Source organism: Aneurinibacillus sp. XH2, assembly GCF_001439585.2.
In the GTDB taxonomy this organism is placed as follows: Bacteria; Bacillota; Bacilli; order Aneurinibacillales; family Aneurinibacillaceae; genus Aneurinibacillus; species Aneurinibacillus thermoaerophilus.
On sequence record NZ_CP014140.1, the window covers coordinates 1,467,639 to 1,483,596 of the forward strand.

At 47.0% G+C, this 15,958-nt stretch carries 15 protein-coding genes; all 15 read left to right on the forward strand.

Translation table 11 applies throughout. The features are described 5' to 3' along the window. The first annotated feature begins 55 nt into the window (after positions 1-55). The 15 genes from ACH33_RS07170 (at position 56) to fliF (ending at position 15,958) form a co-directional block, all read left to right on the forward strand. On the forward strand, positions 56-1,603 hold the full coding sequence (locus tag ACH33_RS07170) for a YifB family Mg chelatase-like AAA ATPase (RefSeq protein ID WP_057898390.1): 1,548 nt from the start codon (positions 56-58) through the stop codon (positions 1,601-1,603). A gap of 188 nt (positions 1,604-1,791) precedes the next feature. Further along, the gene (sda, locus tag ACH33_RS07175; protein WP_062731150.1) at positions 1,792-1,923 is read left to right on the forward strand and encodes a sporulation histidine kinase inhibitor Sda; all 132 of its coding nucleotides are present in this window, start codon (positions 1,792-1,794) and stop codon (positions 1,921-1,923) included. Between the two features lie 245 nt (positions 1,924-2,168). Next, entirely contained in the window at positions 2,169-3,329 is a 1,161-nt protein-coding gene (gene sucC, locus ACH33_RS07180; protein WP_057898391.1) for an ADP-forming succinate--CoA ligase subunit beta, read from the forward strand. A 22-nt stretch (positions 3,330-3,351) separates the two neighbouring features. Then, complete coding sequence (gene sucD / locus ACH33_RS07185) at positions 3,352-4,257, forward strand: succinate--CoA ligase subunit alpha (protein WP_057898392.1); 906 nt, start codon at positions 3,352-3,354, stop codon at positions 4,255-4,257. A 155-nt stretch (positions 4,258-4,412) separates the two neighbouring features. Further along, positions 4,413-5,516, forward strand: a complete 1,104-nt coding sequence (gene dprA / locus ACH33_RS07190; protein ID WP_057898393.1) for a DNA-processing protein DprA — start codon at positions 4,413-4,415, stop codon at positions 5,514-5,516. A gap of 174 nt (positions 5,517-5,690) precedes the next feature. Continuing rightward, positions 5,691-7,772, forward strand: a complete 2,082-nt coding sequence (gene topA, locus ACH33_RS07195; protein ID WP_057898394.1) for a type I DNA topoisomerase — start codon at positions 5,691-5,693, stop codon at positions 7,770-7,772. A gap of 22 nt (positions 7,773-7,794) precedes the next feature. Further along, complete coding sequence (gene trmFO / locus ACH33_RS07200; RefSeq protein WP_057898395.1) at positions 7,795-9,114, forward strand: FADH(2)-oxidizing methylenetetrahydrofolate--tRNA-(uracil(54)-C(5))-methyltransferase TrmFO; 1,320 nt, start codon at positions 7,795-7,797, stop codon at positions 9,112-9,114. A 136-nt stretch (positions 9,115-9,250) separates the two neighbouring features. Continuing rightward, positions 9,251-10,153 carry a tyrosine recombinase XerC gene (xerC, locus tag ACH33_RS07205; RefSeq protein WP_057898396.1) on the forward strand — a complete coding sequence of 301 codons (903 nt, stop codon included), beginning with the start codon at positions 9,251-9,253 and terminating at the stop codon, positions 10,151-10,153. A gap of 26 nt (positions 10,154-10,179) precedes the next feature. Then, positions 10,180-10,728 carry an ATP-dependent protease subunit HslV gene (hslV, locus tag ACH33_RS07210; RefSeq protein ID WP_057898397.1) on the forward strand — a complete coding sequence of 183 codons (549 nt, stop codon included), beginning with the start codon at positions 10,180-10,182 and terminating at the stop codon, positions 10,726-10,728. Continuing rightward, positions 10,721-12,145, forward strand: a complete 1,425-nt coding sequence (gene hslU / locus ACH33_RS07215; protein ID WP_057898398.1) for an ATP-dependent protease ATPase subunit HslU — start codon at positions 10,721-10,723, stop codon at positions 12,143-12,145. Before hslV ends, hslU begins: the two co-directional genes overlap by 8 nt. A gap of 23 nt (positions 12,146-12,168) precedes the next feature. Beyond that, the gene (gene codY / locus ACH33_RS07220; protein ID WP_057898399.1) at positions 12,169-12,948 is read left to right on the forward strand and encodes a GTP-sensing pleiotropic transcriptional regulator CodY; all 780 of its coding nucleotides are present in this window, start codon (positions 12,169-12,171) and stop codon (positions 12,946-12,948) included. A gap of 196 nt (positions 12,949-13,144) precedes the next feature. Further along, a complete protein-coding gene (gene flgB / locus ACH33_RS07225) occupies positions 13,145-13,555 on the forward strand; it encodes a flagellar basal body rod protein FlgB (RefSeq protein ID WP_057898400.1) in 411 nt (136 codons plus the stop codon). Continuing rightward, positions 13,555-14,016 (forward strand): flagellar basal body rod protein FlgC, encoded by a 462-nt coding sequence (flgC, locus tag ACH33_RS07230; protein WP_057898401.1) that lies wholly within the window; start codon positions 13,555-13,557, stop codon positions 14,014-14,016. Before flgB ends, flgC begins: the two co-directional genes overlap by 1 nt. Before the next feature lie 11 nt (positions 14,017-14,027). Then, positions 14,028-14,333 (forward strand): flagellar hook-basal body complex protein FliE, encoded by a 306-nt coding sequence (gene fliE, locus ACH33_RS07235; RefSeq protein ID WP_057898402.1) that lies wholly within the window; start codon positions 14,028-14,030, stop codon positions 14,331-14,333. A gap of 41 nt (positions 14,334-14,374) precedes the next feature. Next, positions 14,375-15,958 (forward strand): flagellar basal-body MS-ring/collar protein FliF, encoded by a 1,584-nt coding sequence (gene fliF, locus ACH33_RS07240; RefSeq protein WP_057898403.1) that lies wholly within the window; start codon positions 14,375-14,377, stop codon positions 15,956-15,958.

Below are 15,958 nucleotides of genomic sequence, written 5' to 3' on the forward strand. Positions count from 1 at the left end.
CTTTTTTTCTTTGTCATTATATGGTAATTTTTTACAAAAGAGGAGGTTGGTTACTTTGTTTACCCGTGTACATAGCGCTACTGTATTAGGGATTCAGGGAATCGGAGTTGAAGTGGAGGTCGATATTTCGAACGGGTTGCCTTATTTTGAAATCGGCGGGCTGGCCGCTTCTTCTGTTCGCGAGGCCCGCAACCGTGTCAAGTCTGCTATTAAAAATAGCGGTTTTACCTTTCCTGTGCAGCGCATTACGGTAAATCTTGCGCCAGCTGATGTAAGAAAGGCTGGCTCCATGCTTGATTTGGCGATCGCCGTGGGAATTTTGTTAGGAAGCGGCCAGGTCGAGGTTCGTAACAAACTGGAGCGCTGGCTATTTCTCGGTGAACTTTCGTTGGAAGGAACGTTACGCCCGATTCATGGCCTGTTTCCGATGCTTCTTGCCGCCAAGCAAGCGGGATTTTCCGGCGTGGTTATTCCGGCGGCGTGTGAAGAAGATGTGAAACGGGTCAAGGTTCCTGTTCTTCGTGTGCACACGCTTGCGGAATGCATGGCTTGCTTTGGATGGTCGGATGAAACACTGAGAAAGGAAGCAGGAAAAAGCATGTTATCCAGCGATCCGGTATCGATTCGCGCGGAGATAAACTGTTTCAGCGATGTAAAGGGACAGCGGCACGTTAAGCGAGCCATGGAGGTAGCGGCAGCCGGGTTTCATCATTTGGCGATGATAGGGCCACCGGGCACCGGAAAAACGATGTTGGCTAGGCGATTTCCTTCGATTTTGCCCCCTTTGGATGAAGAAGAGTCTCTTGTTGTGGATACGATTTACAGCGCCTGCGGTTTGCTTACAGAGCGCTTGAAGCAGGCGCCTTATCCGCCTTTCCGCGCCCCACATGCTTCCATTACCCCTGTCGGGATGCTAGGGGGCGGCATGTATCCGCAACCGGGCGAGATGAGTCTTTCGCATTGCGGCGTTTTGTTTTTAGATGAGTGGACCGAATTTTCACGTGCGGTGCTCGAAGCGATGCGTCAGCCGCTTGAGGATGGACAGATTACTATTATCCGCCATGGAGCGAAGCTCGTCTTTCCTTGTCGTTTTTTACTTATTTCTTCCTTTAATCCCTGCTTTTGCGGTTTTTACAGATTTGAAAGTGATTATCAATACTGTACATGTACGGCGCGGGAAATTAAGAGATATTGGAAAAAGCTCTCCGGACCGATGCTGGACAGAATGGATATTCAAGTGGAAGTTCCGCGTGTTCGTATTGATGAAATGGGGCGGGATAAATCATTAACATCTGCTGAAATGCGTGGGAGGGTCATGGTGGCGCGGGAACGGCAGCGACACCGTTACCGTGATACCGGATTTCAATTTAATTCTCAGCTGTTCGGCAGATGGGTTGAAAAGTACGTATCGCTTTCTGTTTCCGCGCAACGCTGGTTTTCTGTTCTTTATCAAACGAGCGGCATTAGCAACCGCTCATACGACAAAATCCTTAAAGTTGCGCGTACGATCGCGGATCTGGAAGACAGCGAACAGGTGTTAGAAGCACATGTGGCTGAAGCATTTCAGTATCGTACGCTGGATCAAAAGCAGTGGAAAGGGTAAGCTGGAAAAAATTTTTCGACATAAATTTCTGTGGATAACTATATCTACAGAAAGAAATAAAGTTTTACAACCATTTTGAATTCTTGTACACAACTTATTCACAGAACCTTGTGGATAATGGAATGCTTGTTCTAAAAAAAGGGTCGATGTTACAATATGGAAAATAGAAGATGAGGGGGGAGTTATTCATGCACCTACTTTCAGACGAAGCATTGCTTGACGCTTATCTAAAAGCAGTCCATTTGGGTCTGGAACAGGAATTTATTCAGCTTTTAATCGAGGAAATCAATAAAAGAGAATTGCCGTTACCTTCCCATTAAGAAGCAGATGCTAGGCGTCTGCTTCTTTCATTTTTTCTTCATGAGTAAACAAGGAAACACTCGCAAGTTTTTCTCATTTCCCACAAAAAGTAAAACGGTAGTTGAAAAACGTCAGAAAAGCGCGAAAAGAAAGCAGGGATTTGCCGAATGATGACGAATAAGCTATACTGTATGCGCAGACAGGCTTACACAAGGAGAAGCTTGATGCGTTTATTTTATGTAAAATGAGGTTAGGAGGATGGAGAATGAATATCCATGAGTATCAAGGAAAAGAGATACTTAAGCAGTACGGCGTTGCCGTGCCGAACGGAAAAGTAGCGTTCACGGTAGACGAAGCGGTAGAGGCAGCGAAGGCTCTTAACTCGAACGTATATGTAGTTAAGGCGCAAATTCACGCTGGCGGCCGCGGCAAAGCAGGTGGTGTCAAAATCGCGAAAAGCTTGGATGAAGTTCGTACATATGCGCAGGAGCTTCTCGGTAAAGTGCTTGTTACGCATCAGACAGGCCCTGAAGGGAAAGAAGTAAAGCGTTTGCTCATTGAAGAAGGCTGCGATATCAAAAAAGAATACTACGTAGGTCTTGTAGTTGACCGCAAAACGAGTCGCGTCGTTATGATGGCGTCTGAAGAAGGCGGTACGGAAATCGAGGAAGTAGCGGCAAAAACGCCGGAAAAAATCTTTAAAGCAGTCATCGATCCGGCTGTAGGTCTGCTTCCGTTCCAGGCGCGCAAGCTTGCGTTTTCCATCAACATTCCGAAAGAATTGGTAAACAAAGCCGTGAAATTCATGATGGGCTTGTATCAAGCTTTTGTTGATAAAGATTGCTCCATTGCAGAAATCAATCCGCTTGTCGTAACAGGCGACGGCAATGTAATGGCGCTTGACGCGAAGCTGAATTTCGATTCCAACGCGCTTTATCGTCATAAAGACGTTTTGGAGCTGCGTGACCTGGATGAGGAAGATCCGAAAGAAATCGAAGCTTCCAAGTATGATTTGAACTACATTGCGCTTGATGGTAACATCGGTTGCATGGTTAATGGTGCGGGTCTTGCGATGGCAACTATGGACATTATCAAGTTTTATGGCGGCGAGCCTGCGAACTTCCTTGATGTTGGCGGCGGCGCGACAACCGAGAAAGTTACAGCAGCATTCAAGTTAATTCTTTCTGATGAGAATGTAAAAGGCATTTTCGTTAATATTTTTGGTGGTATTATGAAGTGCGATGTTATCGCTGAAGGTGTTGTAGAGGCAGCGAAAGAAGTGGGTCTAGATCGTCCGCTTGTTGTGCGTCTCGAAGGTACAAACGTAGAGCTTGGTAAGAAAATCCTGAATGAATCCGGCCTTAACATTGTAGCAGCAGAATCGATGGCAGACGGCGCGGAAAAAATCGTTTCCTTGGTAAAATAAGAAAGGTGGGGGCTTACGAGTCATGAGTATTCTTATCAATAAAGATACAAAAGTAATCACCCAGGGTATCACTGGTGCTACTGGTTTATTCCATGCGAAGGGTTGCCGTGAATACGGTACGCAAATGGTTGGAGGTACTTCACCTGGAAAAGGCGGTACAGAAGTTGACGGTTTCCCCGTTTTTGATACAGTTGCTGAAGCAGTAAGAGAAACAGGAGCGAATGCATCTGTTATTTATGTTGCGGCGCCTTTTGCGGCAGACGCCATTATGGAAGCGGTAGACGCTGAGCTAGACCTTGTTATTTGTATTACAGAAGGTATCCCAGTACTTGATATGGTAAAAGTAAAACGCTACATGGAAGGTAGCAAAACCCGTTTGATTGGACCGAACTGCCCTGGTGTTATTACTCCTGGTGAGTGCAAAATCGGTATCATGCCGGGATATATCCATGCGCCTGGTAAAGTTGGCATCGTATCCCGCTCCGGAACGCTTACATACGAAGCGGTACATCAATTGACAACGAACGGTGTTGGCCAGTCTACGGCGGTAGGTATTGGTGGCGACCCGGTAAACGGCACGAACTTCATCGATTGCTTGAAACTGTTCAATGAAGATCCGGATACAGAAGCGGTGATCATGATCGGTGAAATCGGCGGTACAGCCGAAGAAGAGGCTGCTGAGTGGGTGAAGGCGAACATGAAGAAGCCGGTAGTAGGCTTTATTGGAGGCCAAACTGCGCCTCCAGGAAAGCGTATGGGTCATGCGGGAGCCATTATCTCCGGCGGCAAAGGAACCGCTGCTGAGAAAATCAAGACAATGGAAGCGTGCGGCATCCGTGTAGCAAGAACGCCGGCTGAAATCGGTCAAACGATGATTGATGTCTTAAAAGAACGTGGCTTGTTGGAAGCATGCATGACAGTTAAATAATACGCGTGAGGCGTACAGAAAAAAGGAGTGCTGATTCGGCGCTCCTTTTTTATCAGGTAAGAACATACAAAAATGTAGGATCAAAAGTCGAATTAGAAGGATTTCCATTTATTTCCTCGAAATAAAAAGGAAAGAAAATGCGAGGTGAGGAAAAGATGGAAGAAAGAGAATACATACTGCTTGCTTTATCAAATATTCGTGGAGTGGGGCGGAATGTGGTGCGTCGTGCTCGCAAGCTCACAGAGGCGCTGGATTTTGCGGCGCACTCCGTCACGGATATCAGGGAATTGCTTGGAATTTCTACCAAAAAAGCGGAGCTAATTAAAGCGGAATTTGACATGGAGAAAACGATGGATTATGTTAGACGTTGGTGTGACCATGGAATTACGGTGTTGACCTGGTTGAATCCGCTATATCCTGCGTTGTTGAGAGAAATTCCTGATCCTCCCGAGGTCTTATACATAACCGGAAACAAGGAACTTCTGTCCTATCCCGCACTTGCTATCGTCGGGACGCGCACGCCAACAGTATATGGTAAGAACGCGGCGCGCCAGTTTGCTAGAGACTTAGCGGCGAAAGGATTTTGCATTGTTTCAGGGCTTGCACGCGGTGTTGACAGCGAAGCTCACCGCGGCGCATTGGAAGCTGGAGGAGCTACCATCGCTATACTGGGATGTGGCATTGATATTGTTTACCCAAACGAAAATCGGAAGCTGGCCGCTGAACTTCGGCGGCAGGGTCTTATTATTTCAGAATATCCGCCCGGTGTAGAACCGCGACGGAGGTTTTTTCCGGAGCGAAATCGCCTTATTAGCGGGCTTGCGAGGGGAGTGCTTGTCATTGAGGCGGCGGCGCGCAGCGGTTCGCTTATTACGGCCGATTTGGCCGCGGAGCAGGGACGGGATGTGTACGCTTTGCCAGGTTCAGTTTATTCTCCGAAAAGTGTTGGTTGCCACTGGCTGATCCAACAGGGGGCAAAATTGGTGCACAATGTTTATGATATTGTAAGTGAATACCCTTGGATGGTTTCGGATACAAATGAAAATACAACCGATCACACGTTATCATCCTCAATAAAGCTGAGCGAAGAAGAGAAAATCGTACTCGAGCTTATAGGGGGGGAATCCGTATCGTATGAAGAGATTTTATGTCGAACGGCGTTTTCCTCTAGCCATTTGCATTATCTTCTGCTATCTTTGCAAGTAAAACAGAAAATTGAGCAATTGCCCGGACCGGCTTTTATCCGGATGAAAGAATAATACGTTTGACAAATGCAAGTTTTGTAATTAATAATAGGAGGAATTCTTTTCACTTGTTCACGAATAAGAACGCATGTGTTCTTACATTCGTATACATGTAAAGCGAAGAAGGCAGCGCTTATGCCAAATCGGCTGCGCACGCCAAGTTTTCTGTAGCAAAAGGGGGAAACATGCTTGGCAGATTCACTGGTGATAGTGGAGTCTCCCGCAAAGGCGAAGACAATTGGAAAATATCTTGGGAAGAAATATATTGTCAAAGCATCGATGGGCCATGTGAGAGACTTACCGAAAAGTCAAATGGGAGTCGATATTAAAAAAGGGTTTGAGCCGAAGTACATTACGATTCGCGGCAAAGGGGACGTGCTAAAGGAGTTGCGTGATGCATCCAGAAAGGTGAAGCATGTGTATCTTGCGGCGGACCCCGATCGCGAAGGCGAAGCGATCGCCTGGCATTTGGCCCACAGTTTGAACATAGATCAGGATCAGCCTTGTCGTGTTGTCTTTAACGAGATTACCAAGCAAGCGGTCAAGGAGGCGTTCAAACATCCACGCAAAATCGACATGGACTTGGTAAACGCCCAGCAGACGCGCCGGATTCTTGACAGGCTGGTAGGGTATAACATTTCTCCGCTGTTGTGGAAGAAAGTCAAAAAGGGGCTTAGTGCTGGGCGGGTGCAATCCGTAGCCGTAAAGCTTATTATTGACAGGGAAAAGGAAATCAACTCGTTTGTACCGGAAGAATACTGGTCGGTTACCGCACACCTAAAAGCCGGAAAAGAAACGTTTGAAGCCAAATTTTACGGATACGGCACAGAAAAAGTCGAGCTGAAATCCGAAGCGGAAGTCAAAGAATTACTGCAGAGGATTGAAGGGAAGCCGTATGTCGTTGCTGAGATCAAGAAGCGGGAGCGCAAGCGGAACCCTGCCGCGCCGTTTACGACAAGCTCCTTGCAGCAGGAAGCGGCGCGCAAGCTGAATTTCCGCGCTGCAAAAACGATGATGATCGCACAGCAGCTATATGAAGGGATTGACATCGGCGAAGAAGGCACGGTGGGCCTGATTACGTACATGCGTACCGATTCGACGCGGGTTTCGCCTGTGGCGCAGGAGGAAGCGAAAAAATATATTACCGAGGAATACGGCGTAGAGTACGCCCTTGCTAAACCGCGTCAGTTCGGGAAAAAAGAAGGGGCACAGGATGCACATGAAGCGATTCGTCCGACGCTCATCCATAAAGACCCGGCCTCGCTCAAAGCGTATTTATCGCGCGACCAGCTAAAGCTGTATCGTTTGATATGGGAACGCTTCATCGCCAGCCAGATGGCCCCGGCGGTGCTCGATACGGTAACGGCGGACATCGTTGCTGGAGACGCTGTGTTCCGTGCCAGCGGTTCGCAGGTGAAGTTTCCGGGTTTTATGAAAGTGTATGTAGAAGGAACGGATGACGTTCAGAAAGAAGAAGACAAGATGCTGCCGCCGCTTGAAGCAAAAAAGGAGCTTGCGCTGGAAGAGATAGAGCCAAAACAGCATTTCACTCAGCCACCGCCGCGTTACTCCGAGGCGAGGCTTGTTAAAACGCTCGAAGAGTTGGGGATCGGACGTCCGAGCACGTACGCACCGACGCTTGAAACGATTCAGAAACGTGGGTACGTAGCATTACAGGATCGCCGCTTTGTTCCGACCGAGCTTGGAGAAATTGTGCTTGAATTAATGGAAGAATTCTTTCCGGAAATTCTCGATACGAAGTTTACCGCCAAAATGGAGGATGAACTTGATCATATTGAAGAAGGAAAAGTGCAGTGGGATAAGGTGTTGGAAGAGTTCTATGAAGGATTCTCCAAACGCCTGGAAGTTGCGGAAAAATATATGCGGGAAGTAGAGATTAAAGACGAAGTGGCGGACATCATGTGCGATAAATGCGGCAGCCCAATGGTGTATAAGGTTGGGCGCTACGGCAAGTTTCTCGCATGCTCTGCGTTTCCGGAGTGTCGCAATACAATGCCGATCGTCAAAGAAATCGGCGTAAATTGCCCGAAATGTGAAACCGGACAAATTGTGGAGCGTAAAAGTAAGAAGAACCGAATTTTCTACGGTTGCACAAATTATCCGAATTGTGACTTTGTTTCATGGGATAAGCCATTACCACGTGCATGTCCAAAGTGCGGCAACATGCTTGTCGAGAAAAAGGGCAAAGGCAAAAATAAAGGGCCGACTGTTCAATGCTTGGCCTGCGACTACCAAGAAGAAACATCATAAAAATAAGGAGTTTTACGGAGCGATGGAAAAAGTAAAAGTCATCGGAGCTGGGTTGGCAGGCAGCGAAGCGGCCTGGCAAATCGCCGAACAGGGTGTTGATGTCATTCTGTATGAAATGCGCCCTGTGCGCCAAACTCCGGCCCATCACACCGATAAATTCGCGGAGCTGGTGTGCAGTAACTCACTGCGCGCCAATTCGTTGACCAATGCTGTGGGCATTTTAAAAGAAGAGATGCGCCGCCTTTCGTCCGTTATTATTCGTTCGGCCGACAATTGTTCTGTGCCGGCTGGAGGAGCGCTTGCAGTGGACAGACACGAATTTGCCGATGCCGTAACAAGAAGCGTGCGCAATCATCCACGCATCGAGGTGTGCAATAAAGAGATCACGGAGATTCCAGATGGGATTGTCGTTATTGCTACCGGTCCGCTAACATCACCTGATTTGTCCAAGAAACTGCAAGAGTTGACGGGCGAAGAGTATTTGTATTTCTATGATGCGGCGGCGCCGATCATTGACAAAGAAACGATCGATATGAACAAAGTGTTTTTGGCTTCCCGTTATGGTAAGGGAGAAGCAGCTTATCTTAATTGTCCGATGACGGAAGAAGAATTTGACGCATTTTATGAGGCACTGATTACAGCAGAAGAAGTGCCGCTTAAAGAATTTGAAGAGCAGATTTTCTTCGAAGGGTGCATGCCGATTGAAGTAATGGCCAAGCGCGGTAAACAGACGATGTTATTCGGGCCGCTGAAGCCGGTCGGGCTCATTGATCCGCGCACCGGAAAACAGCCGTACGCGGTCGTGCAGTTACGCCAGGACAATAGTGCCGGCACATTATACAATATTGTCGGTTTCCAGACGCACCTTAAGTGGCCGGAACAAAAGCGGGTATTTCGGATGATACCCGGGCTTGAAAATGCGGAAATCGTGCGTTATGGCGTGATTCACCGTAATACGTTTATCAATTCTCCACGTTTGTTAAAGCCGACATACCAATATAAAGACAGAGATACCTTGTTTTTCGCTGGACAGATGACTGGTGTGGAAGGATATGTAGAGTCCGCCGCTTCCGGATTGATTGCAGGTATTAACGCCGCGCGTCTTGCGCGCGGGCTTGAGCCCATGGTATTTCCGCCGGAGACGGCGATGGGCAGTATGGCGCATTATATCACAACGGCAAACCCGGACAATTTCCAGCCTATGAACGCAAATTTTGGCTTATTTCCGCCGCTTGAAAGCAACATCCGCAACAAAAAAGAACGGTATGAACAGTATGCGAAGCGGGCGTTAGATAAAATTCAGAATTTTTCTCGAAGCGTTCACAATTTAAGTTGCAGCTAGCGATGGGGTTATGTTATACTAACGACGGTTAAAAGCTGGATTCTCCCTGTGGGGAAAGTATTTTTGGAAATGATGTGTACGGGATGCGGCGTTGCTGCGTCCCGTATGCATTGTTGCTCGGGTAGGAGGTACACAAATGGAAGCCTTGGAGTCTGATCGCCTGCTTTTGCTGTTTAAACAGTACTTGCAGATTGAAAAAAACGCTTCGCCTCTGACGATTGCGAACTATGAGAAAGACATCCGGGCTTTTGCGGCGTTTATGAAGCAGCATGACGTAACAGCATATGCTGCTGTTTCTTATGTTCATGTTCGCAGTTATTTGACGGAATTGCACAGGCAAAACTACGCTCGTCGCTCAATTGCGCGAAAATTATCAAGCCTGCGAAGTTTTTACCGTTTTTTACTACGTGAAGAACTGGTGGGGCACAATCCGTTCGCGATGACCGCAACGCCAAAGCTGGAAAAGAAGCTTCCGAATTTTTTATTTCCGAAAGAAGTTGAAGCGATTTTGCAGTTGCCGGATACAAAGACACCGCTCGGGCTAAGGGATCGAGCCATACTCGAGATGCTATACGCCAGTGGAATGCGCGTGTCGGAGCTTGTTGGCTTGACCATCCGTTCCGTTGATACACTTGCAGGTACGGCTCTCGTATTCGGAAAGGGCGCAAAAGAAAGATATGTTCCGCTCGGGCAACACGCGCTTGTTGCCTATAAACAATACATACAGCGCGGTCGCCCGTTCTTATGCAAACAGATGAAAAACGATGCTTTGTTTGTTAACGTTCGGGGGGAGCCGCTCACAGACCGCAGCGTGCGCCGCATAATTAACAAATATGTGAAACAAACAAGCGAGCTTTTAAAAGTAAGTCCGCATACGTTTCGCCATACGTTTGCTACCCACTTGCTGGAGAATGGTGCGGATTTGCGAAGCGTGCAAGAAATGCTTGGACATGCAAGCATTTCTTCAACGCAAATTTACACGCACGTAACGCGGGAGAGGATGCGATTTGTTTACAATCAGGCTCATCCGCGGGCGTAAAACCAATAGATTATGGAGGGAAGTCAATGGATATGACTTTTCACGCCACCACCATTTTTGCCGTGCGTCATAACGGAGGAGCAGCGATGGCTGGCGACGGGCAAGTAACGATGGGCAACGCTGTGGTTATGAAACAAACGGCCAAAAAAGTGCGGCGCCTTTATCATGGTCAAGTTGTGGCTGGATTTGCCGGTTCTGTTGCTGACGCGATTACGCTTTTTGAGAAGTTTGAGGCCAAACTCGATGAACACCACGGCAATTTGCCGCGGGCGGCGGTGGAGCTTGCGAAGGACTGGCGGCTTGACAAAGTGTTGCGCAAGCTGGAAGCGCTCATGATTGTGATGGATAAGGAACATATGCTTTTAATCTCGGGAACTGGAGAAATCATTGAACCAGATGACGGGATTCTGGCTATCGGCTCGGGAGGCAATTACGCGCTTGCGGCAGGCCGCGCGCTGAAAAAGCACGCTCCGAATTTAACCGCACGAGAGATTGCAACAGCGGCATTGACGGCGGCAGCTGATATTTGCGTCTATACAAATCATAACCTTGTTGTGGAAGAAATTCATGAATGACGAGGAGGCTGTGCCCTTGAAAAACCCTGAACGTTTAACCCCGAAACAAATTGTTGAACAGCTTGATCATTTCATTGTGGGACAAAAGCAAGCGAAACGCTCGGTGGCGATCGCTTTAAGGAACCGGTACCGCCGCAGTTTGCTTCCGGAAGAAATCCGCGACGAAATCGTGCCGAAAAACATTCTGATGATCGGTCCGACCGGGGTGGGTAAAACGGAGATTGCAAGACGTCTTGCCAAGTTAACCGGAGCGCCGTTTATTAAAGTGGAAGCCACAAAGTTTACGGAAGTAGGCTATGTGGGGCGCGATGTCGAGTCAATGGTGCGAGATTTGGTAGAGACAGCTATACGCATGGTCAAAGCGGAGAAAACCGAACAGGTGAAAGATAAAGCAGAAGCGATGGCGAACGAACGGATTGTGCATATTCTCGTTCCAGGCAAGCACGCCAATAAATCTTTTAAAAACCCGTTGGAGATGTTATTCGGGGGAAACCAGAATACGTACCAATCTGCAACTGGCGATGCGGATGATCTTTCAGTATCGCAACAGCGGCGCCAAGTAGCCCATCAACTGGCGATGGGACAGCTGGAGGACACCGTCATAGAAATTGAAGTAGAAGATACGGCGCCGACGATGTTTGATATGTTTTCAGGCTCAGGAATGGATCAAATGGGTATCAATATGCAGGAGATGCTAGGAAGCCTCTTGCCCAAAAGAATGAAAAAGCGAAAACTCCCCATAAGGGAAGCACGTAAAGTGCTGATCATGCAGGAGGCACAAAAATTGATTGATATGGATGAAGTCATCCAAGAATCAATCGAACGCGCGGAACAGAGCGGGATCATCTTTATTGATGAGATAGACAAAATTGCCGGTAAAGAGACCAACTCTGCCCAGGTTTCGCGTGAAGGCGTACAGCGCGATATCCTGCCGATTGTGGAAGGTTCGACGGTAATGACGAAATATGGTCCGGTGAAAACCGACTACATTTTATTTATTGCCGCCGGTGCGTTTCATATGGCGAAGCCGTCTGACTTGATTCCGGAGCTTCAGGGACGGTTCCCGATTCGTGTGGAATTAGATAGCCTGCGGGTAGAAGATTTTGTCCAGATTTTAACCGAACCGAAAAACGCTTTGATAAAACAATATGTCTCTTTATTGGAAACAGAAGGAATAAAAGTTGAATTTTCTGACGAAGCTATTAAAGAGATTGCTAAACTCGCAGCCGAGGTGAATCAAAACACAGATAATATCGGGGCTAGACGACTGCATACGATCATGGAAAAGTTATTAGAGGATTTATCATTTGAAGCTTCTGATATTACGCTAGAGAAAGTTGTGATTACCCCGGAATATGTGAGAGAAAAATTGAAAGACATCGTAGAAGATCGAGACTTAAGTCGCTATATTCTGTAAAATTTGAAGGAGGAAGTATAATAATGGATTTGTTATCAAAAATTCGTCGCATTAATCGTTTGTTACAAAAAACGGCAGGACATCCGGTAAACTTTATGGAAATGGCAGAGGTCATGAGCGAGATTATCGGAGCAAACATTTTCGTTCTTAGCCGTAAAGGAAAAATTCTTGGTTATGCTATCGCGCAGGAAGTAGACAATGACCGTATCCGCAAAATGCTTGAAGAACGTCGTTTCCCAGGTGATTACAGCACACAGCTGCTGCGCCTTGACGAAACGTCGGCTAACCTTGACATCGATAGTCCGTATACTGCATTTCCGGTAGAAATGAAAGATTTATTTAAGAAAGGGTTAACAACCATCGTTCCGGTTATCGGCGGGGGGGATCGCCTCGGAACGCTTGTTCTGGCACGCTTGAACGAGAAATTTACGGATGACGATCTTGTGCTGGCCGAAGTGGGTGCGACTGTAGTAGGCATGGAAATTTTGCGGGAGCGTGCTGAAGAAATCGAGCAGGAAGCTCGAAGCAAGGCGGTTGTGCAAATGGCTATCGGCTCTCTATCTTACAGTGAGCTAGAAGCGGTGGAGCATATCTTTGAGGAATTGGATGCAAAAGAAGGATTGCTGGTTGCAAGTAAAATTGCCGATCGTGTAGGCATTACACGCTCCGTTATCGTAAACGCGTTGCGCAAATTGGAAAGCGCCGGCGTTATCGAATCACGTTCCCTCGGTATGAAAGGTACCTATATTAAAATCTTAAATGAAAAGCTTTTACCTGAACTTGAAAAATTAAAAACTTCGTAAAACAGATAAGACTTTCGTCTGGTAAAAAGGCCCTATCTTTCGTATAGGGCCTTGTTCATTTTAGACAATCTGCTAATATTAAAGTTGTTACCTGTATATGTTATATTTTGTCGAATTGGCAATATTTTTATCCTTTTCTATAGAATATTACGGGGGATATTTGACCCAATTTATGGCAAGAGGGAGGGGAAGAAAGATGCTTATGACACAGACATTGACAATTTTGGAAAAAGCACTGGACGCTGCGACTATGCGTCAAAAGGCCATTAGTAACAATATTGCGAACGTGGATACTCCTTATTATAAATCACAGTCAGTGACCTTTGAAAGTGAGCTGCAAAGGGCGCTTTCAAGAACGGAGACTACTTTTTCTGCATACAGGACGGATAAAAAACATATTGCTTTTGGCACATCTTCTTTGATGGACGTTCGCCCCCGACTTCAAATCGACTCTTCTATTGGACCTATGCAAAATACAGCGAATAATGTCGATTTGGACTTTGAAATGACGAATTTGGCGAAAAACCAGCTTTGGTATAACGCCTTAGTCCAACAGACTGCTGGACAGTTTACAAAACTGAGAGCGGTAATAGGAGGGAAGGCATAGTGACACTATTTGGCAGTTTTGATACGAGCGCTTCCGCATTAACGGCAAACCGTCTGAGAATGGATATCATATCCAGCAACATTGCGAACGCGAATACGACGCGCGGAGAATACGTAAATGGACGGTGGGAGCCCTACAAAAGAAAAATGGCTATTATCGAACCAAAAACAGGCGCTTCTAGTTTCGAAAATTTTTTGCAAGCGGCTGTGGGACGGACCGGGCCGATGCCGATAAACGGTGTGCGGGTTACACGCATCGTAGAGGATCGAACGCCTCCGAAAATGATGTATGATCCGACCCATCCGGATGCGGATGAAAGAGGATATGTGGCGCTTCCAAATGTGGATATGTTAAAAGAGATGATCGATTTGATGTCTACGACAAGGGCGTATGAATCAAATGTAACCGCGATTAACGCCGCGAAAGCGATGGCGATGAAAGCACTGGAGATTAGTAAGTAAGGAGAGGGAATATGGTAGAGAGAATTGGAGCAGAGCTGCCGTCAATTTCCGTTCAAGATAAAGTGCCAACAGGTGCCCCTACGCCTTATGAAGTCACAACATCGTTTGCTTCTTATTTGAAAAATGCGCTCCATGAAGTGAATGCACTTCAGAAAGCAAGCGAGAAAATGAACCAAGGGCTGGCCGCAGGGCAGATCCAAGATTTACACCAGGTCATGATCGCCTCGCAAAAGTCAGGCATCGCACTTGAACTGACGATGCAGCTTCGTAACAAAGTGGTAGAAGCCTACCAGGAAATAATGAGAATGCAAATCTAGCACTAGTTAGTAATTTATGAAGGTAATTGGCGGGGTGGAGGATGAACGAGAAATTGCAGCAATGGCGGGAGAAAATCATAGAGTTTTCAGGCCGCCTTTCAAAGAAACAAAAAATAATGCTAGGCGCAATTACCGCTTTTCTTATTATATCGGCAACGTTAGCAATTTATATAGCCTCCAGACCGAATTATGTGCCGCTGTTCGGCGGAAACTTGACGGAAGTGGACGTGGCGCAGATCAAGACGGAACTGGATGCGATGGGATACAGCGGTAAATATAAAATTGAAGGCAATCGTGTGCTTGTCCCTGAAAAAGACAAATACAATCTGGCGGCTGATTTGACGGCCAAAGGGGTTCCGAAAGGCGAAGGAGTCCGGCTTGATATTTTTAGCCAGAATATTGGCATGGGAATGACCGATCGCCAATTCGATGTTGTAGAGCGCGACGCGATGCAAAACCAGCTTGCGGATTTGTTGAAAACGGTCGACGGTGTGAGCGATGCCAAAGTCATTTTGACGATGCCGGAAGAAACGGTGTTTGTCCGCGAAGACGGGGCTAAAGCGACCGCTTCTATCGTGGTTCAGGTAGAACCGGGCAAATCGCTTACGCAGCCGCAGATTAACGCGTTGTATAATCTTGTTTCTAAAAGCGTGCCGAATCTACCAAAAGAAAATATCGTCATTATGAACCAGTATAGCGAAATGCTAGAGATGATGGAAGATGAAGGCGATGCGTTTGCTCTTACCCAGTATGAGCAACAGCGCAAAATCAAAAAGGATATTGAAAATGATATCCAGAAAAACTTACAAAATATGTTAGGCACCATTCTTGGGCGCGATAAAGTATTTGTATATACATATGTAAAGTTGAATTTTGATAAGATACAGCGCGAAGAACAATTGGTGGAGCCTGTGGACAAGGAAAACAATGAAGGAATTATTATTAGTGCAGAAAAAATCCAGGAAACGTACTCGGGTAAAGGTGTCCCGGCCGGAGGTACCGCCGGAACCGGAGAGACACAGATTCCGGGTTATGCAGGAGCCACAGGTGGAGAAGGCAGCGAATATGAAAAGATGGAAGAACGTGTAAACCGGGAAGTCAACCGGATTAAGCAAAATATTGTTGGTCAGCCGTATAAAATTGAAGACATTTCCATTAGTGTCGGAGTAGAGCCCCCAAATCCAAACGACCCGGCGAGTTTAACGCCGCAGGTGCAGGAGGAAATTCAACAAATTATTGGGAATGTCGTACGTGCTTCTCTATCGTCTCAGGGCACTCAGCTTACGCAGGAGCAGATTGATCAACGGGTGAAAGTGTTTGCCCAGGCGTTTAACGGTAAGCCGGAAGTGGCGTCAGAGAAAAATAATTGGCTCACCATTTTGCTTGCAAGCGGCATTGGGCTTTTGGTAATAGGAGCTGTCGTGGTATTCATAGTCATGCGCAGACGAAGAAACGCGGCTGCAGTGGAAGCAGAGGAATTAGAGCAACGATCGTTTGAAATTCCGGATCTGCAGCAGGCCGAAGATGGGGAGGACGTGATTGTGCGCAAGCAGCTTGAAAAGCTTGCCAAAGAGAAGCCGGAAGAGTTTGTTAATTTGTTGCGCACTTGGTTAGTAGAGGAATAG

Excerpts from the sequence above, each read along its gene's own strand:
- sda (WP_062731150.1), top strand. The coding sequence starts at position 1,792 with ATGCACCTACTTTCAGACGAAGCATTGCTTGACGCTTATCTAAAAGCA.
- sucC (WP_057898391.1), top strand. The coding sequence starts at position 2,169 with ATGAATATCCATGAGTATCAAGGAAAAGAGATACTTAAGCAGTACGGC.
- sucD (WP_057898392.1), top strand. The coding sequence starts at position 3,352 with ATGAGTATTCTTATCAATAAAGATACAAAAGTAATCACCCAGGGTATC.
- dprA (WP_057898393.1), top strand. The coding sequence starts at position 4,413 with ATGGAAGAAAGAGAATACATACTGCTTGCTTTATCAAATATTCGTGGA.
- trmFO (WP_057898395.1), top strand. The coding sequence starts at position 7,795 with ATGGAAAAAGTAAAAGTCATCGGAGCTGGGTTGGCAGGCAGCGAAGCG.
- xerC (WP_057898396.1), top strand. The coding sequence starts at position 9,251 with ATGGAAGCCTTGGAGTCTGATCGCCTGCTTTTGCTGTTTAAACAGTAC.
- hslV (WP_057898397.1), top strand. The coding sequence starts at position 10,180 with ATGGATATGACTTTTCACGCCACCACCATTTTTGCCGTGCGTCATAAC.
- hslU (WP_057898398.1), top strand. The coding sequence starts at position 10,721 with ATGAATGACGAGGAGGCTGTGCCCTTGAAAAACCCTGAACGTTTAACC.
- codY (WP_057898399.1), top strand. The coding sequence starts at position 12,169 with ATGGATTTGTTATCAAAAATTCGTCGCATTAATCGTTTGTTACAAAAA.
- flgB (WP_057898400.1), top strand. The coding sequence starts at position 13,145 with ATGCTTATGACACAGACATTGACAATTTTGGAAAAAGCACTGGACGCT.
- fliE (WP_057898402.1), top strand. The coding sequence starts at position 14,028 with ATGGTAGAGAGAATTGGAGCAGAGCTGCCGTCAATTTCCGTTCAAGAT.
- fliF (WP_057898403.1), top strand. The coding sequence starts at position 14,375 with ATGAACGAGAAATTGCAGCAATGGCGGGAGAAAATCATAGAGTTTTCA.